The organism is Paenibacillus graminis, assembly GCF_000758705.1.
Classification (GTDB): domain Bacteria; phylum Bacillota; class Bacilli; order Paenibacillales; family Paenibacillaceae; genus Paenibacillus_AQ; species Paenibacillus_AQ graminis.
In genome coordinates, this window is the sequence record NZ_CP009287.1 from 6,938,965 (window position 1) to 6,962,520 (window position 23,556).

Below are 23,556 nucleotides of genomic sequence, written 5' to 3' on the forward strand. Positions count from 1 at the left end.
GTCTAGATGAGCTGCATCAGCACTCCTCCCGCAGCACCGGCCAGAACAATCACCCAGGGCGGGAGCTTCCAGAAAAAGAGCATCACAAACAAGATTGCGGCCAGCGCGAAGTCTAGCGGCCTCAGAATGGCTGAGGTCCACAGCGGATCATATAAAGCTGCCAGCAGAATCCCCACCACAGCAGCATTGATGCCCGCGAGCGCCCCTTGAACGTTCGGACTGCTTCTAAGCACATTCCAGAAAGGAAGCGCACCCATGACCAGCAGAAATGCAGGCAGGAAGATGCCCAGCGTCGCAATGATGCCGCCTTTAACCCCCGCGGCCATCATCCCAAGATAGCTGGCAAAGGTAAACAGCGGCCCCGGAACAGCCTGTGCCGCTCCGTAGCCAGCCAGGAAATCTTCCCTGCTGACCCACCCGGCCGGCACAACCTCATGTTCCAGAAGCGGAAGCACCACATGTCCTCCACCAAATACCAGTGAACCGGAGCGGTAAAAACTGTCGAAAAGCGCAAATCCCCCAGTACCTGAAGACGGTCTAAGCAGAGGAAGAACTATAAGCAGAAGGAAGAACAACGCCAGACAGCAAACGGCAACGGTCCGGCTGATCCGGATAGGCAGGTCCGGCCCCCGATCCGGTTGCCCCCGATACAGGAAGAGGCCGATCCCTCCGGCAGCTGCGAGGATGAGAACTTGAGCGTAGGCAGCATGCCAGGACAGCGCAAAAACGGCCGCCGCCACCGCAATGGTGACTCTTCCCCTGTCCGGTGTAAGCTTTTGCCCCATTCCCAGCACCGCTTGCGCCACAATCGCTACAGCTACGATCTTCAATCCATGAATCCAGCCCGCCCCAGCGATATCAAGGCCCTGCAGCACTAAGGCAAATACGGCCAGAGCGATCACTGAAGGCAAAGTAAATCCCAGCCAAGCTATAAATCCCCCAAGCAAGCCGGCCCTGACTACACCGATGCCAATTCCCACCTGGCTGCTCGCTGGCCCGGGGAGAAACTGGCAGAGCGCCACCAGATCGGCATAGCTGCGTTCATCCATCCATTTCCGGCGGCGGATATACTCATTATGGAAGTACCCCAGATGGGCAACCGGCCCTCCGAAGGAGGTAAGCCCGAGCTTCAGAGAGACACCCAGAACCTCCAGCAGAGCAGCCCCTCTACCCTTTGTCCCGCCAGTTCCCACCGGCATCTGACTTTCCGTCTCCATACAATAGATTCCTCCCTCTCCTGGTACTCTCCGCCTCATTCAAGGCGCGTCTCCCCATCGTAACATTGAATTGTTAACGCTCTATTGGCTGCAGGTCAAATCCGTTAGCAGAATGTCCGGAGAATTGCAGCAACTGCCGGACTTATCATGGTCCCCATGGTCATCACAGCCGGAATCGCCCTGACAGACGATCCGATTTTGCGGTTCTGCCATCCCGTCTACGAAGAGTCTCATAATAGAAGGAGCGAGGATTGGCGTTTGCCTGGAGGACCCTTCATGAATCCGGCGGCAATTTCAAGTGGAAAAAGGACCATTAATTGGCCCCAGCACACGGATTTCCGCAGCCTATGTTGGAAAAAGGATCACTAATTCAGCTCATTTCGCTCCTGAAGGAGTATAGTTACCCGATTAAGTTCCCTTTTTCCACTAAATTGGACAGTTTGTTAATTTGAAGGGGAATAAATTCCCTTTTTCCAGCTATTGATTGTTCACCTGCTTCTTCGCCAGCACGAGTTAGAAAAGGGGTTATATTTTGTATTTGCTGCGCCTTCACCTCTCTTTCCCTTGGTACGTTGACATGGATGGAGCGGCTGTATCCTCCGGCCTCATTAGGCCGGCCTGAGCGCAAAGCTCCATCAGTTGGTGCACGCCGCTGTACTGCTGGCGGTTGCGCTGATGAATGCGGCCCAGCGCGTGCTCGGTAACCTCTTTGGCCTTTTCCAGGCTGTGCTGCTCCACAGCTTCCACAAGCTCCTTCATTCTCTCCAGAAAATATACTGTTCGCCTCAAGGTGCGGATCAGCAGAATCTGCCTTAAATGCACCGCTGTATACATTCTGTAGCCATTCTCGGGGTTTCTTAGCGGAGTCAGCAGCCCCTCCTTTTCCCAGTGGCGAATGGCCGAGGGCTGAACACCCGCAATCTCTGCGGCCTCTCCGATCGACATAAGGTGGCTGACGGGTCTGCCTTTGATATGGCTAACCTCCGGGTCCTGCAGCAACGCCAGCGTCTGATCCGCAGCTGCTTTTTCCTCCTGTAATCCGGCCTGTTCTGCGCCTGCAAGCCACAAGGCCTCATCCATGTTCCCCTGTTGAATGCAGCGCAGCACAGCATAGGTTATCTTATAGCCAAACCCCGGGATCATGGCGCGGAGACAGCGGAAGTAGGCCAAATGCAGCTCCGTATACATACGGTAGCCATTCGCTGCCCGTTCCGGCGCGGGAACCACCCCCCAGGACTCATAATGCCGCAAAGCACTGGTACTGATGCCAAGCAGTGATGCAATCTCAACGGGCTTGTAATATTGCATTGAACCACCTCCGTTATCTACATCCAGCACGTGATACTAACCTACCAAAGACTTGCACCGCCTGCAAACCTTCACATAAAACCTTTAAGTGCTTTTGCAATCCTGGAACTGAATTCCTCAAGTATACTCTATCCTCTACCGGCATAGCCTTCTCACTTGCATCAGTGTTATATATTGGTGGATATAAAGGATTTCTGTACAAAACACTTAATTAGGAGGGCTACAGATGACTAGAGTACAAATGCATGATGCAAGCTGGATCGAGTTGGAGATTCAAGGAGAAGGGCCTTGCCTGCTGCTCCCGGTGAACCCCCGGCCCATGAATGGGCCACAGGCTGAAGAAATGATCAAGTGGGGGATTGATCCGGCGCTCGGACGCTCCCTGATTGACCGGCTTAGCGGCAGCCGCCGTGTCATTGCCTTCGATTATGAAGGCCATGTTCAAAGCTGCGCCAAGCCCGGTACCCTTACGCCGGATAACATATCCAGCGACTTTCTGGCCATCGCCGATGCGGCGTCCGCGCCGCAATTCGCTTATTACGGCTATTCCTGGCTGGCCCTGTCCGGCATGCAGCTGGCCCTGCGCACAGACCGGCTGTCAGCCCTTGTCATGGGCGGCTTCCCGCCTGTCGGCGGCCCGTATAAGGAAATGCTGAGGGTCACGATGGCTGCCTACCATCTCGCTGTATCGGTGCAAAAGAACCCGGGCCCCTCCCCCGCCGCATGGGACGGGAGCGTTGATGAATTCGACTGGTCACAGGTTGAAGTCACGATGAGCGAGGCTCAGACCAAACAGTTTGTCACCTTGTACCAGGCTCTTCAAGCATTCGAGGACCGCACGGCCCAGACGCGGATCACCTGTCCCCGCCTCTGCTTCGCCGGAAGCGCCGATCTCATTGAGTATGGCGAACGCTGGGGAGCTGTGCGGGTTGATATTGCCGGACCGCTCATCCGAGAGCGGTCCGCCCTCGAAGCGCTAGGCTGGGACGTGGCGGTGCTTGAGGGTCTGGATCATACCCAGGCGATGCAGCCGGCCCATGTCCTGCCCCTTCTGAAGCCCTGGCTGGATGCGAATCTGCACTAAGCACCGGCAAGGCAGCCGGGCTTTCACCTTTGCCGCTTGCACTCATTGTCTGAATAGCTGTTCCCGGTTAACCGGGGCAGCTTATTTTACTTCCTCTCCCTCCGGTCCCTCCTGCCGGGCCCTTCAAAGTGGTTGTATTCTTGGCAAGCTAATTATATAGTTAGAAGCAAGATGCAAGACTTTAGGCCCAAAAACCATGCAGAATTGACTAATAATAGCAGGAAGGTGGAACTTGTTGGGTTTTGTGGTATGGATTGATCTGATTTTATTTTTCGTTCTGTTTGCACTTTTTGTCTATATTTTCGTTTCCGTTAACATCACGAATCTGCACAAAGTCTATTTAGCCTTCCACTTCACAATGATGATCTGGCCCTTCTGCCAATTTGCCATCAAAACTACCGATAATCCCACATATCAATTATTTTATGTTAAGGCTGCATTTGTAGATTCGGCGCTTCTCAGTACGGGCTGGGTCTTTTTCACCATTCTGTTGACCGGACAAACCCGGTTTCTGCAGCGGAAAATCCTGCTGCTGCTGTCGGCTCCAGCTATTTTTTCAGCAGCCTGTATTATATTCAGCCCCTGCAGCTGGTTTGTGCAGCCGGTTAATGAGGGATATATTCAAAGAACCTATGGCCCTCTTTTCTGGATCTTCATAGCCGTAATCATCATTCAGGTGGTTACTTCGCTGTACGTCATCTCTACAGCCCTGGTCCGGGATCTGGTTCCCCGCGTGCGAAAGCAAGTGATGCTTGTGCTGAAAGGAATTCTTGCGGTATCTGTGTTTATCCTGCTGGATATTGCGCTGAACGTGGTCCTGGACCCGTATCTGCCTGTGATTCCGGGGATGACCTCGCTGGGCATTTTACTGTCTGCTGTCTTTTTTGTGGTTTCCATTAACCGCGACAAAGTGTTTGATCTAGCGACCATAGCCCACCAGGATGTGATGGATACGATCGGACATGGCATTGTCGTACTTGATGAATATGACAACGTGGTCGAGATTAACCGTTTCCTGGGTCCCCATATGCATCTGCACCGGGGTGAACAATTCAATATCAGGATTATTTTTCCGGAAAGCTCGCCTGCCATTGAAGCGTTTATATTGGAATACCACGAACGGCCGCTGGAGCGAATCGAAATTGAAATCCTCCATACGGTTATCCGGCGTTATCTTAAAATTCAGGCAACCCCCATTATGGTCAGCGGATTACGGGTGGGGCGGATCGTCACGTTCCAGGATATTACGGAGCTGCAGAGGCTGATCCATGAAACCCATCAACAGAATAGGGTTCTTCAGGAACGCAACCATTCATTGATTGCCGTGCAAAAAGAGCTGTACGAGACGAACCGGCAGCTGCAGCAAATGGCCATCACCGACAGCTTGACCGGCTGCTACAACCGCCATTATCTGACGCAGCAGCTTGAAGACGAAGTGATCCTGAATAGGGAAAAACACATTCCCTTCGCGCTTATTTTGCTGGATATCGATTTCTTTAAGAATGTGAATGACACTTACGGCCATTTGGCCGGGGATGAAGTGATCTGCCAGACGGTGGAGGTGCTTAAGCAGGAATTACGCCAAACTGACGTTTTAGCGCGGTACGGGGGAGAAGAGTTCATCATCTATCTGCCGGATACCCGTGAAGCCGAGGCACTGCATGTAGCAGAACAAGTCAAGGCAAAGGTGGAAATGAATCAGATCACGATTGCCAATGCTGCCGGTCCTGTATCGGTTACAATTAGCATGGGGCTCCTGACCATCAATGATTTCTCGCTGAACAGCAATCTTTTTGAAGATGTGGACCAAGCTCTCTATCAGGCCAAAAATAAAGGGCGCAACCGGATTGTGCATATTGCACGCTGACACCGCGCCTGTATCGTTCAACGGCTTCCTTTGGGGTAATGGTAAGTACAACATAGCAAACAGGGAGGAAGCTGTATATGACGCAGGCCACCATCATTGTTAACCCCTCATCCGGCAAGGAGGAAGCGCTGGACTATCTCAGGAGTGTGGAAGAGCTGCTGCAGAGTCAAGGCTATGAGGTTACGGTCAAGGAAACGCAACAAGAAGGCGATGCCACCGGTTACAGCATCGCTGCATGCAAGGCGGGGGCTGACATGATCGTGTCCATCGGCGGAGACGGCACGCTTCATGAAACGATCAACGGCCTCTCCGGCCAGGCCCATCAGTCGAAGCTGGGGATTATTCCGCTCGGCACGGTGAATGATTTCGCCCGCGCGCTGCAGATCCCGCTGATTCCCGAAAAAGCCATCCGGACGCTGGCTTCCTCCCGGGTACAGCTGGTGGACGCAGGCAGGCTGAACAACCGCCTGTTCATCAACGTGGTCGCCGCAGGTAAGCTGGCTGAATCGCTCACCTCCGTATCTTCGGATGACAAATCCAGATTCGGTGCGCTGGCATACTTCAAAGAGGGCATCAAAGAGCTTGCAGGCAATGCATCCTATCCCCTCACGATACAGCATGACGGGTACACCTGGGTGGGGGAGACTCCGCTTTTCCTCGCCGCACTGACCAACTCGGTAGGCGGTTTCGAGAAACTGGCCCCCGAAGCCGCCGTCGACGACGGCTTGATTCATTGCTTCATCATTAAGAATCTTCATTTCTTCAACACGCTTACAGTCAGCCTTTCTGTGCTGCTGGGCAATCTGAAGAATCATAAGGATGTGGACTATTTCACCGCGAGAGAAGTCACAGTAACCTCCTCGGATACCGTGCGGACCAATGTGGACGGAGAAGAAGGGCCGGCGCTGCCGGTCAAGCTGAGTGTCCTCCCCCGCCATATTCGGGTGGTGGTGCCGAATTCATCATGATATCAATCTGTATCCGCTTTCAGGACGATGCATAAAATTGGCTTGTCAGCTATTGCTGTAAATGAATGCGGCTGGTATAGTATGGGTAAATTAATTCAAGGGCACTGTATCCCTGGCTACGCCGGAGACAACCCCGCTGCTTGCAGCGGGGTTGTCTTATTCTGATGAAAAGGTGGAGGTCCACATTGACCAGAAGCAATGAAACCAGAATGATCTTTACGAAAGAGGATTTGATCAATCAGTTTACTACCTGCGGGCTAACCAAAGGACAGCACATCTTCGTGCATACCTCCTTAAGCAAGTTTGGTTTTATTATTGGAGGAGCCGAAACATTCATCCGTTCTCTGCTTGAGATTGTGGGTGAAGAAGGAACCTTGATGATGCCATCCCAGACCTGGAAGAATCTCGATCCCTCTACTGGTGTCCACTGGGAAGAGCCCGCCGAATGGTGGCCAATGATCCGGCAGCATTGGCCAGCCTATGATAAAGAAATTACTCCGGCAATAGGGATGGGCGTGGTGGCGGAAATGTTCCGCAAGTGGCCGGGGGCCGCAAGGTCAGACCATCCCGCACGCTCCGTTGCCGCCGTGGGCAGGCATGCGGAATATCTGACGCAGGACCATGACCTCAGCAATATTTTTGGGATTGGCTCCCCGCTGGATAAACTATATCATTTAAATGGTTATATTCTCCTGGCAGGCGTCGGCTATGACAAAAACACATCCTTGCATCTGGCAGAATCCCGGGCCGACTTTCCTGCCAAGAAGCGGGTCTATGACAGCAGCGCGGTCATGGTGAAGGGCAAACGCGAGTGGGTGACTTACGAAACCCAGGCGGTGAACGACGAGGATTTTGTCCGATTGGGAGAAGAATATGATAAAGAAATGAACCTCAAGGTTCATAAGGCCGGAAAGGCCGAAATCCGGTTTATGGAACAACGTCCTCTGGTGGATTGGGCCACTGCATGGATGGAGAAGAACCGGTTATAGAAGCGGTGACGGGCAATTATTGCCCAGGCACATATTCTCTCAGCTTCCCTTGATAGATCAGCTCCAGCCGGTCGCTCTGCCGGAAATCATCCGGGGTTACGAGGGCAGGCAGCTTGTTCCACAGCTTGATGCCGGAACGGTCCAGAATTTCCGCAACAAACTGCGAGCAGAAATAGGAGTTGCTGAATTCAACAGGCTCCTTAAGGGCGATCCCGATGACCCCCAGTATATTGTAAAGGTACTTTTGGCGGCTGCGGATAAAAACGTGCAGGACCCGCCGCATTTTCTCCGCTTCGCGTCCGGAAACATGCAGCTCGTAGATCACACAGGTGGTGTTCGGATACTTGCTGAACGTGCCTGTGTGCAGATCTTCCCGTACAAAACCGCCATTTAGTGGATTGCTCGGATTCTTCCGCCCGAAGCTGTACAACTCCGTAAGCCCCCGGTCAAACGCGATTGAGGCGTGATTGTAAGGCGCTCTGGTATAGCCCTGTATAAGCTTTGTAAATAGTGTTCCCGTATTTGTAAGCAAAATAAAGACCGAATGATCTGCTTCCATGTACAAAATATCCCCTTATCGAAGTGTAACAATTTAACATGTAGCTTGTACTTTATTTCATTTTAACATATGATCCCTTTGTTGGAATCCTATCCTGCGACAAGTTGGTGATTGCTTGAACAGCTCGCTTTTCACATTTTTGCTCATCTTTACAGCATTATCAGCCATTCATTTGATCTACATACTGGTGAGCAGACTGCAGAAGGACAAGGATTACACAGGAATCGGCTTCCGCATCAAAACCTGGTGGGGCATGGTGTTTATCTTCTGCCTGGCCACATTGTTCAACCCGGTCGTGTCCCTGCTGTCCCTGATGGTGCTTGCCTTCTTCGCGCTGAAAGAATATTTCTCCATGATCCGTACGCGAAAAGCGGACCGGAGGCTGTTCCTGTGGGCCTATCTGTCCATTCCGCTGCAGTTCTACTGGATCTATATAGAATGGTACGGGATGTTCATTGTCTTCATTCCAGTGTATGTCTTCCTGCTCCTGCCGCTGCCCCGGCTGATCAACAAAGGAACTCTGGGGTTCCTGCGCAGCGTAAGCGCCACCCAATGGGGCCTCATGCTCATGGTCTTCGGTCTCAGCCACCTGGCTTACTTCCAGTTTGCCACACCGGAGTACGGAGCGGGGCTCGTGCTGTTCCTGGTGGTGCTCACCCAGCTGAATGATGCCGTACACTACCTGGCTTCGATCTATTTCGGCAAGCGCAAGGTCGTACCGACCGCCAACCCGAATCTGACCTGGGAGGGCTTCGCCTGCGCCTTTGTGGTCACTACCGGAGTCTCTTATCTGATCTACCCTTACCTGACGCCGCTGACCCCGATATTCGGGTTGTTCTCGGGCGTGCTGATCAGTCTGGCCGGATTCTTCGGCAGCTTAACAGTTTCCGTACTGAAGCGCGATCTGCTCATCGGGGATGACGACAAGTTCGCGGCCCTGCAGAAAAGCTATCTCAGCCGCGTGGACAGCCTGGCCTACACCTCGCCGGTGTTCTTTCATGTGATCCGGTACTTTTTTGATTTCATGTAAGCCAAAACGGAACGACTCCCTAACCTAACCTGGAGAAGTCCCGGCTTGATGGAAAAAGTATACCTAATCCGCGTCCTCCCGCTCCCAAACAGGCTCTAGCGGGAAAAAAGTATACCTATTCTGGCCGAAATGCCTCATAACTGATGAATTGGCTAAGAATAAGTGTACAAAATCCCACTAAACGCCCCTGCGGAGCAAATTCCAACAAATTAGTGCTACTAATTCCACTTCACTCCCCTCATCTTAAGAACTTAGGATCACCCTTCGCTGTTCTCTCTGGAAGAATATTTCCAGTTTCCAAGCGCAAGCGGCCCCTCTCCATCCACCGGAGAGGGGCCGCTTGGTATTTAATTTGCAGTTTCACCTGTGTCATCCGGCGGTGTGCCAGCTCCGCCTTGAGGCGGGGTTCCCCCGGCGCCGCGTTCGGGTCTGGTGCCGCCGCCGCCAAACCCGCCGCCAGCACCACGGCCTGTGTTAGCCGTAGTGACGCCCGATTCGTTCAGCCAGGTAACGCTGCCGGAAATATCGAACGCTACGACCTGCGTGCCGCCGGTATAGTCGCCGCCACTGTACAGCCCGTCTACTGCGGTGCCTGTAGAGGTCCCGCCTGTGGAGAGGGTGTAGGAACCGCCCTTCTTCAAATCCGGAGAGCTGACAACGACGGAAGTGAATTTCTTCGAAGGTGCGAAGGTCAGGATGCTGTTGCCGTCACCGTCCTCCAGGTGAACCAGCGTTCCAGCCTGCTGGGCCTCAGTAAAACTCATGCTCACTGAGTATTGGCTGGAATCCTCACCCGGAGCCTGGGCCATGCCCGAGCTGCCCGCAGCGATCAGGAAGCCGCCTGTCATGTCGAAGGTTCCGTCATAATCCAGCGGACCGTTGCCGTCATTGGTAGGACCATTGACAATGGCGGTACCGCCAGTCATGGAGACTGATCCGTTGGAATCCAGGCCGTCACCGGTGGAGTCAACGGTTATCGATCCGCCGCTGATCGTAAGCAGGCCGCTGCCGGAGCTGGTGAATTGATCCTGCTGTGCAGTTCCCTGTGCAGCGTTGCCGTCATTGCCGCCGGACACGTTCACGCCGTCATCGGAAGCGGCCACATGAATTTCTCCGCCGGAGATGGTGATATTGCTGCCTTCAATGCCTTCATAGCTTTTTGTGATATCGAGGGTTCCGCCAGACAAGGAGGTCAGGCTGTCCGCATGGATTCCGTCATCTCCCGCCGTAACCTTGAACTCACCGTCCGTCACAGAGACATTGCCGTTGCTGTGCAGCGCATCATCTGCAGAGTTAATCGTGAAGCTGCCGCCATTCACAGTAAGGTCTCCTCCCGCCTTCAGCCCTTTGGCGCTTGTGGATTCCGTTTCAGCCGTTGCAGCCGTTGCCGCTGCGGTAGTCACCACCGCTGTAGTCACCGCAGCTGTATTGGTTGCAGCTGCAGCCGTGTCTACCGCCGGAGCCGCATCGGTTGTGGCTGCCGAGGTGCCGTCCGTTGCCCCCTGATCACCGAAGCCGCCACGGTTGCCGCCCAGGCCCATCCCGCCAGGACCTTGATCACCTGTCTTCACTTCAGCGTTCTCATAGCCTCCGTTCGTCACGAGGCTAAACGTTCCCCCATCGATAACTTCCGCTGTCTCGGCTTGAATGCCATCATTGCCTGCTGTGATATCGAACGTTCCCGCCGTGATAGCCACGAAGCCTTTGGCCGTATCCTCGTCATTGGTGGATTTGATGCCGTCTCCTTCAGCCTTGATGGTAATATTGCCGCCCTGCACGGCCACCAGATCCTTGCCTACAATGCCGTCATCTGCCGCCGTAATATCAATTGTGCCGCCGGCAATTTTCAGATCATCCTTGCTGGAGATGCCGTCCTTGTAGCTCCCGGTAACCGTCAGTTTGCCGGTTCCGTTAATAGTCAGGTCGGCTTTGCTGAAGATGGCCGCACTCGGCTCGTCCGTGGCGGCATCCGCGAACACATAGGTTGCTCCATCGGCAACGCTGTTCTCCGTGCCTTCCTGCAGGGTGATCACCACCTTGCCCGCTTCCTTGATATAGACCGGCGCGCTGTCGCTGTCCTTCAGGCTCACGCCGTTCAGCACCAGCCGAACCGTTCCTTTCGCCTGCTCATCGACGATAATCTGACCGTCGCTCAGCGTCCCGGAGAGGATATAGGTTCCCGCTTCCGTAATCGTGACCGACCCATCCTTAGCTGCAGCGCCAGCGCCTTCGATCTCTGCAGTCATTCCTGCGAGGGCAATATCGGTTGACGCATCTGCCGTCCAGGCTGTAGTGGTATCGTCTTCATCATACTCAACCAGATCCGTTGTCCTGACGTTTGCCAGCTCTACAGCGGCTGTAGTGCCGCCCGTTGCACTGGCAGTAACGGCTGTACCGGCTGCTGCGCTATTTGCAGCATTGGTGCCCGCCCCTGTATTCGTGCTGCACGCCGCCAGGAGTGCTGCACTCAGCAGCACCATCCCTATCTTGCTCCCTGTAAGGAATTTTTTCATATGTCATCGTTCCCTTCAATTTTAGTAGTCCGTGGTAGTTGGGCACATCGTCAGTGACAGATCCAGATTGCCGTTCCGGGTGCGGACCGCATCCAGAAGCTCCTTCTGGCTCGTGTGCTCATCAATGGTAACTTCGTAGACCAGCTCGTATAAGCTGCCCAGCTCGGTGGTTCTAATCTTTTTCAGCTCATAGCGGACATTGAATCTATCGAACACTTCGGCAAAAGCTTCTTCATACCCCAGATTCTCGGGAATGGTCACCTTCAGCGTCTTCTGCTGCGACTTTCGGGCCCCGAAGCCGGTGCGGTTCAGAATGAACATCAGCACGCAGAGAATCAGGGTAAACAGCACGGCGTAGCCGAAGGAACCGACCCCGCAGGCCAGTCCCGAAGCCATGGTGAACAGAACAAACGTGATATCCTTAGGGTCGCCGGGCGCGCTGCGGAAGCGGATAATGGAGAAGGCCCCGGCAAGGCTGAAGGCACGGGCTACATTGCTGCCGATGAGCAGAATGATGATCGCCACAATCACCGGCAGCAGGACCATCGTCAGCGTGAAGCTTTGCGAATATCCCCCCGGATTGGTTTTCATATAGGTGAAGCTGATCAATCCGCCGAGTACAATCGATATGAAGATAGTCATAATGGCGTCTGTAAAAGTTAATTCAGAGCTCGTTAGAGCAGCGGAAAATATGGAGTCAAGCATACAGGGCACTCTCCCTTTCGATTTTGCTGTCCTTCAGCATCTTTTTATATTCATTGCCGTATTTGGAGAAGCTGGTGCGGTACATCTTGTGTTCGGAGAGCATTTTCGCCAGCCAGACCGGGATCGTCTTCTCGGCCTTCACTTCCATCAGCCACTGGCCCTGGGGCATCAGGTATTCGCCATGCGTGCCATGCTCCAGCTTCAGATCGTAGCGGCGGCTGCGGATGTTCGTGTCGAAGGTGATGCGCAGATCCCGGTTGTTTTTGCAGAAGAGTGCTTTGCGTTCATAGGATAGGTACACCTTGGGCATCAGGTCATACCGGCTTAAAAAATACTTGATCTCCTCAATCACCTGCTTGTTCATGTAATCCTGGTATTCCGGCTCCATGCCGGTAGCGACAAAATCATAAGCCTCCTGCAGCTTGAGCGGGGTTCTTCTTTTGTTGACCAGGCCGAACACCTTTTTCTTGATTTCGAGATACACCTTGGTATCCTGGTTCGGAATGCCGTAAGCCCGCAGCCGGAGCTTTTCCTTGTATTTCGGCTTCGCCAGGCTGCTGCGGATCAGGGAGTCATGGGCGGTGTCATAATAGAGATTCGTGATGGAGTAGAATTCATGCTGCTTGTTGTAATTGTCCGGCTCCATATATTCCAGCAGGTCATTGTAGAGTTTCAGGTAAGCGGCATGATCCAGCAGATATTTGTTCTCGTACCGGTTAAATACCTCAATCGCCATAAGGGTCAGATCCTTTCATAGTGGAGTGCTTCATAAGTGCTTATGAATGCTGTATGTGTGTGTGGCATGTGCGTCCCGCTTGCTTATGAATGTATCTTAGTCCCGGAACCTTTAATGAATCTTAAATGAGTTTACACTCCTGTGATCTTTTTACACCCGCTTAACAAAGGGCTGGTACCCGCCAGAGTTCCTTCATACTATAGCGTTCTTCGCGAGTGGAATCCGGTTAAGGTTGGTTAAAGGTAATCTTGCTATAATGACTTAAAGAATAAGCAAATTTTCAATGCAGAGGATGGGCATACCCATGAGAATATTAATAGTGGAAGACGAAGTACATCTGGCGGAAGCCCTGACCCAAATATTGAAAAAGCAGAACTATTCGGTAGACGCAGTCCACGACGGAAGATCTGGGCTGGACTATGCACAGAGCGGGATCTATGATCTGCTGCTGCTGGATATCATGATGCCGGAAATGGATGGGATTACTGTACTGAAGAAGCTCCGCAGCGAGGGTATATCCACTCCAGTGATCATGCTGACCGCACGGGGAGAGATTACGGATATGGTGACGGGGCTGGATTACGGGGCCGATGATTATATCGCCAAACCCTTCTCGTCAGAGGAACTCTTGGCCAGAATACGGGCGGCGCTGCGGCGCAAAGGCGAGGTCATCCCGGATGACACCCTGAAGCTGGGGGATATCGAGCTAAATACGGCGAACCTGCGGCTCTCCGTGAAGGGCAAAGAGATCAAGCTGAATCTGAAGGAAAATGAGCTGCTGGAGCTGCTGATTCTAAGGAAGCAGGCGGTAACCTCCAAGGAGCAGATTATTGAGAAGCTGTGGGGCTTCGACTCTGAGGCAGAACATAACAATGTGGAGGTATATATCTCTTTTTTACGCAAAAAGCTAACGTTCCTGAATTCGGAGGTACGCATTAACACGATTCGTAACGTCGGTTATGTATTAGAGGTGAGCAGGTGATGTTCAAAAAACTCAGGAACCGGTTTCTGATCGTTAATCTGACCACCATCTCCGTGATCATGCTGATCGCCTTCGCCTCCATCTATGTGATCATGTACTGGAATGTGCAGAACGACATTAATATGGATCTCCACCGGATTGCAGACAATCAGCAGAAGAGTCCGGGCGGGGCAGGGCATCCAGGCTCCGCTGACCCCCCTAAAGACAACAGGCCTATGGACGGCGGCACCCCACCGCCGGAGCGTTCCATTTCATTCACCGTGATAACTGACGCGAACGGTACTCTTAAAGACAAGGACTCCAAATTTACGATGGACGATGAGTTCTATACGGCAGCACTGAAGGAGGCCCTCAGCATCGGCAAGGACATCGGCCGGTTCACCCTGGACGACAGCCGGTGGATCTTCACGGTTAAGCCTATGGGGGAAGAGAAGATTATCGTTTTTCTGGACATCACGGCCCAGCAAAAAATCCTCACCAACCTGATCTACACCTTTACCGCCGTCGGCCTGCTGATGCTGATTATCCTCTACTTCACCAGCCGGTTCTTCGCGGGCCGTTCGATTGCCCCGGTCCGGGAGGCCTTTGACAAGCAGAAGCAGTTCATCGCCGACGCCTCCCATGAGCTGAAGACGCCGCTGACGATCATCAATACCAACGCGGATGTGCTGCTGTCCAATAGCGGCGACACGATCGGCAATCAGGCGAAGTGGCTGCTATATATTAAGTCGGAGACGGAGCGGATGACCCGGCTGACCAATGACCTGCTGTATCTGACGGAAATGGATGATTCCCGGACAGGCTTGATCCACAGCAGGTTCAATATGAGCGACGCGGTGGAGAATATCATCCTGACGATGGAAGCTGTGATCTTCGAAAAGCATATCTCCTTCGACTATGACATCGAACCGGAGCTGACCGTGCAGGGCAACAGCGAGCAGATTAAGCAGGTGGTGATGATCCTTCTCGACAACGCCGTGAAATATACGAACCCCAAGGGCGCTGTAGCCATCACGCTCAAAAAACAAAATAACGATGTGCTCCTGTCCGTCTCGAACACCGGGGAAGGCATTGCCGCTGAGCATCTGACCCGCATCTTCGACCGGTTCTACCGTACAGATACCTCCAGAGCGCGCAAGCAGGGCGGCTATGGTCTGGGTCTTGCTATTGCCAAGTCGATCGTGGATCAGCATAAAGGGAAAATCTACGCCAAAAGTGTTGCCGGGGAGTCGACTACGTTTTATGTACAGCTGCCCTGAAAGGCCGACACAAGGAGTGTAGACAAATGATATAATACCAGCATAATATGCTTTGAGCTGGAGGAATTCCATTGTTTCGAATCATGCTTGTGGAAGACGACGAGAAGATCAGGAGAATTGTAGCCGGCACCCTCCGCAAATGGAAATATGAGGTCATTGAGAGTTCCTCTTTTGAGCAGGTATTGGACGAGTTCACAGCAGGTCAGCCCCACTTGGTGCTGCTTGACGTAAATCTGCCGGTGTACGACGGGTTTTACTGGTGCCAGCAAATCCGTGCGGTCTCCAAAGTGCCGATTATTTTCCTCTCTTCACGCAATCAGAATATGGATGTCATCATGGCGATTAATATGGGGGCAGATGACTTCGTGCAGAAACCCTTCGACCTTGGCGTGCTGGTGGCGAAGGTGAGTGCGCTATTGCGGCGCAATTACACCTACCAGGATGAGAGTCTGCAGATGGCCCACCGTCAGCTTACGTTCCATCTGTCCAACTCCTCCGTCGAGTATGGCGGGCAGACAGCTGAGCTGTCGCGGAATGAATTTATTATCCTGCAGACCATGATGAGAAATATCGGGAAGATCGTATCCCGGGACAGCTTGATGCAGGTGCTGTGGAGCGATGAGCAGTTCATTGACGATAATACGCTAACCGTTAATGTTAACCGCCTGCGCCGCAAAATCGCTGTGCTTGGATTAGAGGATTTCATCGTCACCCGCAAGGGAATGGGGTATATCATCGAATGAGCTTCTGGCGATTCCTGAAATATGAGAAACCGTATATCGGCCTGTATGCCGCCGGATTTCTACTGACGGTTGCCGTATTTGCCGCAGATCCGCAAATTTCATGGCACTGGCAAAGCTTCTTCTATGCGCTCGCACTGCTTCTATTAGGTCTGGCAGGCTTTTTGCTCCATCGTTATATGAAGAATGTGCAGGCGCTCCGCCGTATATCTGATGAAGATACGGAGCCGCTGTCACTGGAGGCCGAGGGTTACCGGGAGGTTATGGAACAGCTGCAAATTCAGCATATCCGCGCCTTGAACAAAGTGCAGATGCAGCAGAAGGAGCATTATGATTTTATTGTCACCTGGTTTCATGAGGTGAAGACGCCCATCGCTGTTCTCCGGTTGATGCAGCAGACGGAGGTCGATCACAGCAGTCTGGAAGAAGAGTTATCACGGATTGAGCACTACGTCGACCAGGCGTTATATTATTCCAGGCTCGATACCTTCAACCAGGACTACGAAATCGTGAACTGCAATCTGGAGCTGCTGGTCAAAGCAGCCGTCAAAGCCCACTCCAAGACGTTCATCTCCAAAAAAATTAAAATCCGGCTCGATGTACAATCCACAACGGTGCAAAGCGACTCCAAATGGTTGTCCTTCATTATTAACCAGCTGGTCACGAACAGCCTGAAATATACCGGGGATCAAGGAGAGATATCGTTCACGACACGGGTCACACCGCAAGAGAAACTGCTGATTGTACGTGATAATGGCATCGGCATTGACCGTAAGGACCTGCCGCGGGTGTTCAACCGCGGATTCACCGGCACCAACGGGCGTACCTATGCAAAATCGACAGGCATGGGCTTGTATTTGGCCCAGGAGCTGTCCAAGAAGCTGGGGCACTATATTTCCTGCGAATCCGAGGCAGGCAGTTTCAGCGAATTCACCATCCACTTTCCGAAAAACCATGATCCTTATTTGAAAATGCTGCGGTAAGGGATCTGTATTATAAGTATGCTTTTAGAGACACCTTGATCATTCTGGAGTGAAGATACTATTCCAGACATACGAAATCCATACCATAGAACTATCCACTCTAGCAAATATTAGTATATAATGGAATTTTAATATATATCTTGCAAAGTTTATCCATAGAATTTCAAGGAGGTGCTTTTGGTAAGTGACCAATTAATAGCAAAATTACAATTCAATCCAAAAGGAGGAATATACCTTATGAAACAGAAAAAATTATTCTCTATAGGTTCTCTTTTACTCACTAGTTCGCTTTTATTTGGTGGTATGGCTGCTGCTTCTGGATTTTATGGTTGGCCTACTCTAACTCAAGGTTCATCTGGAGGTTATGTTAGGGGGCTGCAAGCCAACCTTTACTCCTTTGGGCAACAATCTAACGTTGGCTCGATAGATGGCAATTTTGGTTCAGGCACAAGAACCGGATTAATTAATATGCAAAATTCCACCGGCTTAACCGCCGATGGTATAGCGGGTTCGGGCACATGGAATACAATGAACAACTACTCCATTTTCGAGACAGAATACAATTGGGTTGTTCATACACCTTATAGCACGACATATCAGACTTCATATTTTGATTCTGGTAGCTCGTTACAATATCGCATTATGTACAAAAATACAAGTACCACTGTGCAAAGTGGGTATATCTATTAAAGGAGGATAACAAAAATGAAAAAAAAGTTACTTATAGCTGGCTTGACGAGCGCACTTATGTTAACTGGCGGCGGTATAGTATATCAGGCGTATGCTTCGGACGTCAACGTTACTGTTACCACAAGTGCTCCAGCACCTACAGTTGAGAATGTAGTACAAGAAGAGATTACTTCTGTAACCACGCCACAAACCGAAGTGAGAATAGCCCCTGATCCGAACGCCCAGCAAATAGGTGTCGATCTATCGGAAATTCCGGAAGGAGAACTCATCCTCCCTCATACTATTGTAGCTCCTTCTAGTAAAGCATCAATTAGCTCCGTTTCTGCTCCTGCATTGGAGCAAACAAGCTTAAATGCCAAAAATTCAGGTAATGGCTTGAGCTTCCAGGCAACTTACCAAACTCAGGATGGTATTGAATATTTGGTACTACAGAATCCAATTGACACTGATGCAAGTACAACAATTAATGAAATCAAAGGCTTTTACAAAGAACTTGTCCATGATACTGAAATAAATGGCCAACCCGCAGCCTATGTTGATGGGACGGCAAGAAAAGTTGTTCACTTCTTCGTAAAAGATCGTAGTTTAGCGGTATCCACTTACAGTGGGACGATTGAAGATGCATTAAATGTAGCCAAGCAAATTGCACAAGCAGAGTGAATTCAAGTAGGAGGGGTGGTAATACATAAGGGCCCGCATACTACGGTTCCAAAAGGTTACCTCAGCTCCAGATAGCGTGAAAGTACAGTCCCATGCTCTTTCGGTTCCTATTAGGAACCGAAAGGGCATTATTTATGTTACAGGATATTTTCATTATTGGACCAGTATATTAAAAATCAATTCACCCTTATTATGGAATTAAAAACTACAACTCCCTGATGGTTAGACTAAGTATATTTTCTGGGACAGAAGACAGCTTGTCTTGGAATTAATGAGCATTGGACCTAACAATGTCGGCATTTGTTGTACAATGTGCAGGCGTGTTTATTACCCGGATTACGGAGTGGAAAAATTATAGAAAACACTCTTACTCATGAGCAGGCTAAAATGAACCCGCCATTCCAGCGGAAGATTAAAAATAAGTGTACTGCTAAAAAAGGGGTATTTTTATTCCTGAGGTCGCCTCATTTCGGTTTGGTTTGGTGGTACTTTCCATTACACTAAATGGCGGCCTTTTTCGTCCCTTTTTTTGGGAAATCAATACACCTATACAATGTGCAGAATTTTTGTTAATTTAGTGCTTGGATCGTAACAAACTCAAGTGGAAACAGTGAACTTAAATTTCCGCTTCCCAGCAAGCGTTAATTGGAAATAAGATATTTTTGACATTTTAACCATCTCATCATTAGGCTGTTCCTTAACAAATGGATTTATGTATTCAGTTTTCTTTCTGGTAACAACAACGCAGAGCAGCGATCCTCCAGTAACCGGGGAATCGCTGCTGTTTCATTCTATAAAAAATAACTCGAATAGAGGAGCTACGGAGTTTCGCTAACTATCTTATAATACACATTCGTGGAAGAAACGTAGAATAGTAGGTAAACCAGGAAATACATCCCCATGATGCCCCACACGGCTGCTGTAAGTCCAGGAAAATCCTGCACGGAATCGAGGATGTAATACTTGATAATAAACCAGCTGTGCAATATTCCAAGCGCAAGCGGCGGCAAAAAGACAAACAGCAGCTGCTTGCGGATCACGCTTTTCATCTGCCGGTCATCTACACCCATTTTGCGCAGAATGGTATATTGCAGCCGCTCGTCCGTGGCTTCGCGCAACTGCTTGAAATAAATCACACTGGCAAGCGCGAAGATCGCAATCAGAGCCAAAAAGCCGCTGGAGAACAGCATGAGCGACGAGCCTTCAATTTGCTTAGAGTACACGTCTGCGAACGAGGAGTAATAGGCGCCCGGCGTCTCCGTGACGATCGCATGCACCTGCTTCGACAGCTCTTCGGCGCGGCCGGCATTAGCAATACCATAGATTTGAAAAGACTTCTTATCCGCATGCTCCCGCAGGCTGCGGTAAGTCTCGTCTGAGATTACGAGCACCGCAGGTTTAATGACCATAGATCTCACCGGGTCTGAAGACCAGCCAAGATAGGCATAATCCTTCTTTTCAATAATCCGGAAGGTGGTTTCTGCATCTGTCTTCACCGTAAATTCCGGCCGCCGGTTTGCGGCATAGGACTGCGGGAAGTCCGATCCCTGGGCAAGGGTTACCGCTTCCTCACCTTGCAGGTCCAGGATCTGCTTAGGGTCCCGTTCCTTCATCAACCCGTTATAGGTTTGCTCGGATACAAGCAGCAGGTACGGAGTATAGTACTCGGGATTCTCAAAGGCTGGCCCCATATCCGATACCGGATCAGCCATTATGGCCTCTTGCGTCAGGTGGTACCGGACCTCATGGCCGGAGCTTCGGATCAGGCTGTCAATCTGGCTGTTTGTTTCAGAGGCCAGCGATTCAAACGCTATATCATTAGGCAGATTTCTCCCCACCGCTTCGAACTGCACCTTATAGTTAATCGTCATGAAGCTGAGCAGCAGCATAATCGCCGCACTGAACAAGGAAATAAAGGTTAAGTTCAACGTGTTGCCTCTAATCTGGAACCGCAGGGAAGAGGTCCACAGCATCGTATTGCCCTCGTAGTATTTTCTGCGGCGGCTTACCGCCTGGAGCAGCCAGCCGGCGAATTGACGGAAGAACAGGAAGGTGCCCCCGATAATGCCAATAGTCACGGCAATCATAGTCACCGTCGCGTAATCCTGCCAGAACACCGAACCCTTTCCGCTGCTGATCAGAGCAAAGGCCATGCCCAGCAGAAGTACAGCAATCATAGCCCAGACTGAAGAAATGCGGACGGGTTTGTCCATCTTTTGCTTCGCATGAAACAACTCCGTAAGCTGCACCCGGTTCAGCATGATATGACTCTGTACACTTATAATCATAGCAAGCAATATGAAGACACCGATCGTTGCAGCAATCGACGGAATGGGGAATGACAGAGAAATAACCTGGTCGTAATGCATTAAATTCATCAGCAGCATCCCAAACAGCTTGGACAGCAGTCCCCCGATCAATATCCCCGTGAACAGGGAAATGGCGCTCATAATCAGGGTTTCATAAAACACCATCCGCGTAATTTGCCGTTCGTTCAGGCCGTATAGCAGGTACATGCCGAACTCTTTTTTGCGCTGCTTCATGAAGAAAGAATTGGCATACAGAATAAAGAAAATGATAAATAAGAACACAACAAGTGAAGCGATGCCCACACCGGTCTGAAAGTTGGCACGGTTCTGCAGCGCATCTATAATATCTTCATTGTACATCAGGGACGAGAATGTGAATTGAATAATGACACCGGTAATCATCGAGAACAGATAGATGGAATATAGGCGGAAGTTGCGCTTCACATTCCGGGCCGTAAGCTCCAGCAGACTCATCGCAGCTTGCCCCCCATCAGGCTTTGGGTTTCCAGAATGCGCTCATAGAACGCTTTTTGGGTCTGATCTCCTGCGTAAATCTCATTAACAATTCCTCCGTCACGCAGAAAAATTACCCTTTTACAATAGCTGGCCGCATAGGGATCATGAGTGACCATCATAATCGTTGTCCCGAACGTCCCGTTCAGCTCCGCAAGCTGCTCCAGCATTTGGGTCGCGGACCGGGAATCCAGCGCCCCCGTCGGCTCATCGGCAAAAACAATAGACGGATTGGTAATGATGGCCCGCGCCGAAGCTACCCGCTGCTTCTGTCCCCCTGACAGCTCGCTTGGATATTTATGAAGGATCTCTTCAATATTCAGCGCCTGCACAATCGGCAGCAGCCGGTCTTCCATCTCTTCCACCTTCACTTTGCGCAGCGAGAGCGGCAACAGAACATTCTCTTTGGCCGTCAGCGTATCCAGGAGATTATAATCCTGAAAAATAAACCCCATGCGCTCCTGCCGGAATTGCCGCAGCGATTTTTTCTTGAGATTCAGCAGGGATTTCCCCTCCAGCCACACCTCGCCGCCCGTGAACCGGTCAATGGTAGACAGTACGTTCATCAGCGTCGATTTTCCAGAGCCCGAGGGCCCCATAACCGCTGTAAATTCTCCCGATTGAATCATCAGATCAATATTCTTAAGTACTGCGGTTGTCCCATAACTTTTCGATAAATTTTGAGTCTGAATCACAGTTTGCATTTTTGGTTCCTCCCCTTCCTGATACTTATCTTAGCCGCGGTTTGGACTTGCAACCATAGAAGCAGGATGAATTCGGGTGACGTTTTTGTCACTCAGCAGACCTGATATACCCTTGCGTCATATTATATTACATGAAAACGTTTAAAACGCTTGAATAAAGAATTAAAATTAATAATTTTAAATTTTTATGTTATAGTTGTTGACATTTCTTATCAAGCTAATTATATTGACATTATAAGATTTCAACGACACAACAATGTGTCCCTGAAGGTGACAACAGATTATTCCCACAATGCTGTGAACGGATAGTCTGCTGTACCGGAGTTCTTACTTCCAATAATCGTACAGTCAGTCACGATGGTGTGGCTGCAATGGCAATGGGGCCGATGAACATAATCCGCAGTTGTGCGGGTTCTGTCAGTCGGCCCTTTTTTGCCGGTTCATTTACTTGGGGTTATTAAAAGGAGGATGTCAGCATGGAAGCAAAAGGTTTTCGCAAGGCGGGTCACGCCCCGAGTTTATTATCAGCTTTTTTGTACTTTGATGTAAGCTTTATGATTTGGGTGCTGTGTGGAGCCTTGTCGCTCTATATCACCAAGGATTTCGGATTATCAGATACCCAAAAAGCGGCCATGGTCGCCATCCCCATCCTCGGCGGTTCGATTTTCCGCATCCCCATGGGCATTCTGGCTGACCGCATTGGCAGTAAAAAAGCAGGCCTGCTCGGGATGTTCCTCACCATCATTCCCCTCCTATGGGGTTGGCTGGGCGGAACCAGCCTGCTGCAGATGCATATGATCGGCTTCCTGCTCGGCTTTGCAGGCGCAAGCTTTGCCGTATCCCTCTCCCTCGCCAGCCGCTGGTACCCGCCGCAATATCAGGGACTCGCGATGGGCATTGCCGGAGCCGGGAACAGCGGAACGGCGCTGGCGACCTTTTTCGGACCGCAGATCGCCCAGGCTTATGGATGGCACAGCGTATTCGGGATTGCACTGATTCCCCTGGTCCTCGTTATGATTATTTTTGCCATATTGGCTAAAGACGCCCCAAATGCCCCAGCCCCCAAGCCGCTTAAGAACTATCTCAGCGTCTTCAAGCATGCCGATACCTGGTGGTTCTCGATATTCTACGCCATTACCTTCGGCGGATTTGTCGGGTTCGCCAACTATGCGAGCATCTTCTTCTATGATGTGTACGGCGACGGCGTACATTCCGGAGGTCTGACCAAAGTCCAGGTGGGCTATCTGGTCACCATCACAGTCGTCGCAGGCAGCTTCTTCCGGCCTTTAGGCGGCTGGATTGCGGACCGGATTGGCGGCATGCGCCTCCTTCTGGTTTTGTACGGAATCATTTCCGTATGCGCGTTTGCCATTGCGTCTATGCCCAGTTCATTCCTGGTGATGCTGCTCTATACCAGCGTGATGATGGCCTGCCTCGGAATGGGTAACGGCTCGGTCTTCCAGATCATCCCCCAACGCTTCTCCAGTGAAATCGGAGTCATTACCGGAATTGTCGGCGCTGCCGGAGGGCTTGGCGGATATTTGCTCCCGACCTACGTTCTCGGCCCGCTGAAGCAATCCACAGGCTCACAGGTTACCGGATTTCTGGTGGTCGGCTCTATCGTGCTCCTGACAACCCTGATTTTCTATGCTGTAACCAGATCGTGGAGAAAGTCCTGGGCCAAAGCGGAATCCGGGGTTAACTACTAATAAGCTTATATAGAGTACTTCGAGGCGGTGA

At 51.1% G+C, this 23,556-nt stretch carries 21 protein-coding genes; 12 read left to right on the forward strand and 9 right to left on the reverse strand.

From position 1 onward, the window contains the following. Window positions 1–2 precede the first annotated feature (2 nt). The 3 genes from PGRAT_RS30040 to PGRAT_RS30045 form a co-directional block, all read right to left on the reverse strand. Window positions 3–1,217, reverse strand: a complete 1,215-nt coding sequence (locus tag PGRAT_RS30040) for a chromate transporter (RefSeq protein ID WP_238326771.1) — start codon at window positions 1,215–1,217, stop codon at window positions 3–5. Between the two features lie 400 nt (window positions 1,218–1,617). After that, window positions 1,618–1,770 carry a hypothetical protein gene (locus PGRAT_RS33610; RefSeq protein ID WP_155990351.1) on the reverse strand — a complete coding sequence of 51 codons (153 nt, stop codon included), beginning with the start codon at window positions 1,768–1,770 and terminating at the stop codon, window positions 1,618–1,620. After that, window positions 1,767–2,525 (reverse strand): TioE family transcriptional regulator, encoded by a 759-nt coding sequence (locus PGRAT_RS30045; protein WP_025704741.1) that lies wholly within the window; start codon window positions 2,523–2,525, stop codon window positions 1,767–1,769. The genes PGRAT_RS33610 and PGRAT_RS30045 overlap by 4 nt, the downstream gene beginning before the upstream one ends. Window positions 2,526–2,751: 226 nt before the next feature. Here PGRAT_RS30045 and PGRAT_RS30050 point away from each other — a divergent pair, with 226 nt between their 5' ends. The 4 genes from PGRAT_RS30050 to PGRAT_RS30065 all read left to right on the forward strand — a co-directional run bounded on the left by PGRAT_RS30050 (window position 2,752) and on the right by PGRAT_RS30065 (window position 7,433). Continuing rightward, window positions 2,752–3,609, forward strand: coding sequence for an alpha/beta fold hydrolase (locus tag PGRAT_RS30050; protein ID WP_025704742.1), 858 nt, complete (start codon window positions 2,752–2,754; stop codon window positions 3,607–3,609). A 244-nt stretch (window positions 3,610–3,853) separates the two neighbouring features. Further along, window positions 3,854–5,476: a histidine kinase N-terminal 7TM domain-containing diguanylate cyclase gene (locus PGRAT_RS30055; RefSeq protein ID WP_244884104.1), complete on the forward strand. Its 1,623-nt coding sequence runs from the start codon at window positions 3,854–3,856 to the stop codon at window positions 5,474–5,476. A 77-nt stretch (window positions 5,477–5,553) separates the two neighbouring features. Further along, window positions 5,554–6,444: a diacylglycerol/lipid kinase family protein gene (locus PGRAT_RS30060; protein WP_025705156.1), complete on the forward strand. Its 891-nt coding sequence runs from the start codon at window positions 5,554–5,556 to the stop codon at window positions 6,442–6,444. Window positions 6,445–6,629: 185 nt separating this feature from the next. Continuing rightward, window positions 6,630–7,433, forward strand: coding sequence for an AAC(3) family N-acetyltransferase (locus PGRAT_RS30065; protein WP_025705157.1), 804 nt, complete (start codon window positions 6,630–6,632; stop codon window positions 7,431–7,433). A gap of 16 nt (window positions 7,434–7,449) precedes the next feature. On the opposite strand, the gene PGRAT_RS30070 is transcribed toward PGRAT_RS30065, so the two are convergent. Then, window positions 7,450–7,992: a hypothetical protein gene (locus tag PGRAT_RS30070; RefSeq protein WP_025705158.1), complete on the reverse strand. Its 543-nt coding sequence runs from the start codon at window positions 7,990–7,992 to the stop codon at window positions 7,450–7,452. 115 nt (window positions 7,993–8,107) lie between these two features. Here PGRAT_RS30070 and PGRAT_RS30075 point away from each other — a divergent pair, with 115 nt between their 5' ends. Next, window positions 8,108–9,022, forward strand: coding sequence for a phosphatidate cytidylyltransferase (locus tag PGRAT_RS30075; RefSeq protein ID WP_025705159.1), 915 nt, complete (start codon window positions 8,108–8,110; stop codon window positions 9,020–9,022). Window positions 9,023–9,369: 347 nt separating this feature from the next. On the opposite strand, the gene PGRAT_RS30080 is transcribed toward PGRAT_RS30075, so the two are convergent. The 3 genes from PGRAT_RS30080 to PGRAT_RS30090 are packed head-to-tail and all read right to left on the reverse strand — an operon-like array spanning window position 9,370 to window position 12,976. After that, complete coding sequence (locus PGRAT_RS30080) at window positions 9,370–11,535, reverse strand: carbohydrate-binding domain-containing protein (protein ID WP_042267677.1); 2,166 nt, start codon at window positions 11,533–11,535, stop codon at window positions 9,370–9,372. A gap of 21 nt (window positions 11,536–11,556) precedes the next feature. After that, entirely contained in the window at window positions 11,557–12,240 is a 684-nt protein-coding gene (locus PGRAT_RS30085; RefSeq protein WP_025709045.1) for a DUF4956 domain-containing protein, read from the reverse strand. After that, window positions 12,233–12,976 (reverse strand): polyphosphate polymerase domain-containing protein, encoded by a 744-nt coding sequence (locus tag PGRAT_RS30090; RefSeq protein WP_025709047.1) that lies wholly within the window; start codon window positions 12,974–12,976, stop codon window positions 12,233–12,235. Before PGRAT_RS30090 ends, PGRAT_RS30085 begins: the two co-directional genes overlap by 8 nt. A gap of 304 nt (window positions 12,977–13,280) precedes the next feature. Between PGRAT_RS30090 and PGRAT_RS30095 the strand changes: the two genes are divergently transcribed. The 6 genes from PGRAT_RS30095 (at window position 13,281) to PGRAT_RS30120 (ending at window position 18,290) form a co-directional block, all read left to right on the forward strand. After that, entirely contained in the window at window positions 13,281–13,958 is a 678-nt protein-coding gene (locus PGRAT_RS30095; RefSeq protein WP_025709048.1) for a response regulator transcription factor, read from the forward strand. Beyond that, window positions 13,958–15,217, forward strand: coding sequence for a sensor histidine kinase (locus PGRAT_RS30100; protein ID WP_025709049.1), 1,260 nt, complete (start codon window positions 13,958–13,960; stop codon window positions 15,215–15,217). Before PGRAT_RS30095 ends, PGRAT_RS30100 begins: the two co-directional genes overlap by 1 nt. A 71-nt stretch (window positions 15,218–15,288) precedes the next feature. Then, the gene (locus PGRAT_RS30105) at window positions 15,289–15,960 is read left to right on the forward strand and encodes a response regulator transcription factor (RefSeq protein WP_025709050.1); all 672 of its coding nucleotides are present in this window, start codon (window positions 15,289–15,291) and stop codon (window positions 15,958–15,960) included. Next, entirely contained in the window at window positions 15,957–16,940 is a 984-nt protein-coding gene (locus PGRAT_RS30110) for a sensor histidine kinase (protein WP_025709051.1), read from the forward strand. Before PGRAT_RS30105 ends, PGRAT_RS30110 begins: the two co-directional genes overlap by 4 nt. Window positions 16,941–17,177: 237 nt before the next feature. After that, window positions 17,178–17,630: a peptidoglycan-binding domain-containing protein gene (locus PGRAT_RS32020; protein ID WP_025709053.1), complete on the forward strand. Its 453-nt coding sequence runs from the start codon at window positions 17,178–17,180 to the stop codon at window positions 17,628–17,630. A 15-nt stretch (window positions 17,631–17,645) separates the two neighbouring features. Further along, entirely contained in the window at window positions 17,646–18,290 is a 645-nt protein-coding gene (locus tag PGRAT_RS30120) for a hypothetical protein (RefSeq protein WP_025709054.1), read from the forward strand. A gap of 818 nt (window positions 18,291–19,108) precedes the next feature. On the opposite strand, the gene PGRAT_RS30125 is transcribed toward PGRAT_RS30120, so the two are convergent. Beyond that, complete coding sequence (locus PGRAT_RS30125) at window positions 19,109–21,073, reverse strand: ABC transporter permease (RefSeq protein WP_025709055.1); 1,965 nt, start codon at window positions 21,071–21,073, stop codon at window positions 19,109–19,111. Then, a complete protein-coding gene (locus PGRAT_RS30130) occupies window positions 21,070–21,816 on the reverse strand; it encodes an ABC transporter ATP-binding protein (RefSeq protein ID WP_025709056.1) in 747 nt (248 codons plus the stop codon). The genes PGRAT_RS30125 and PGRAT_RS30130 overlap by 4 nt, the downstream gene beginning before the upstream one ends. A gap of 476 nt (window positions 21,817–22,292) precedes the next feature. Here PGRAT_RS30130 and PGRAT_RS30135 point away from each other — a divergent pair, with 476 nt between their 5' ends. Then, a complete protein-coding gene (locus PGRAT_RS30135) occupies window positions 22,293–23,525 on the forward strand; it encodes an MFS transporter (protein WP_025709057.1) in 1,233 nt (410 codons plus the stop codon). Window positions 23,526–23,556 lie beyond the last annotated feature (31 nt).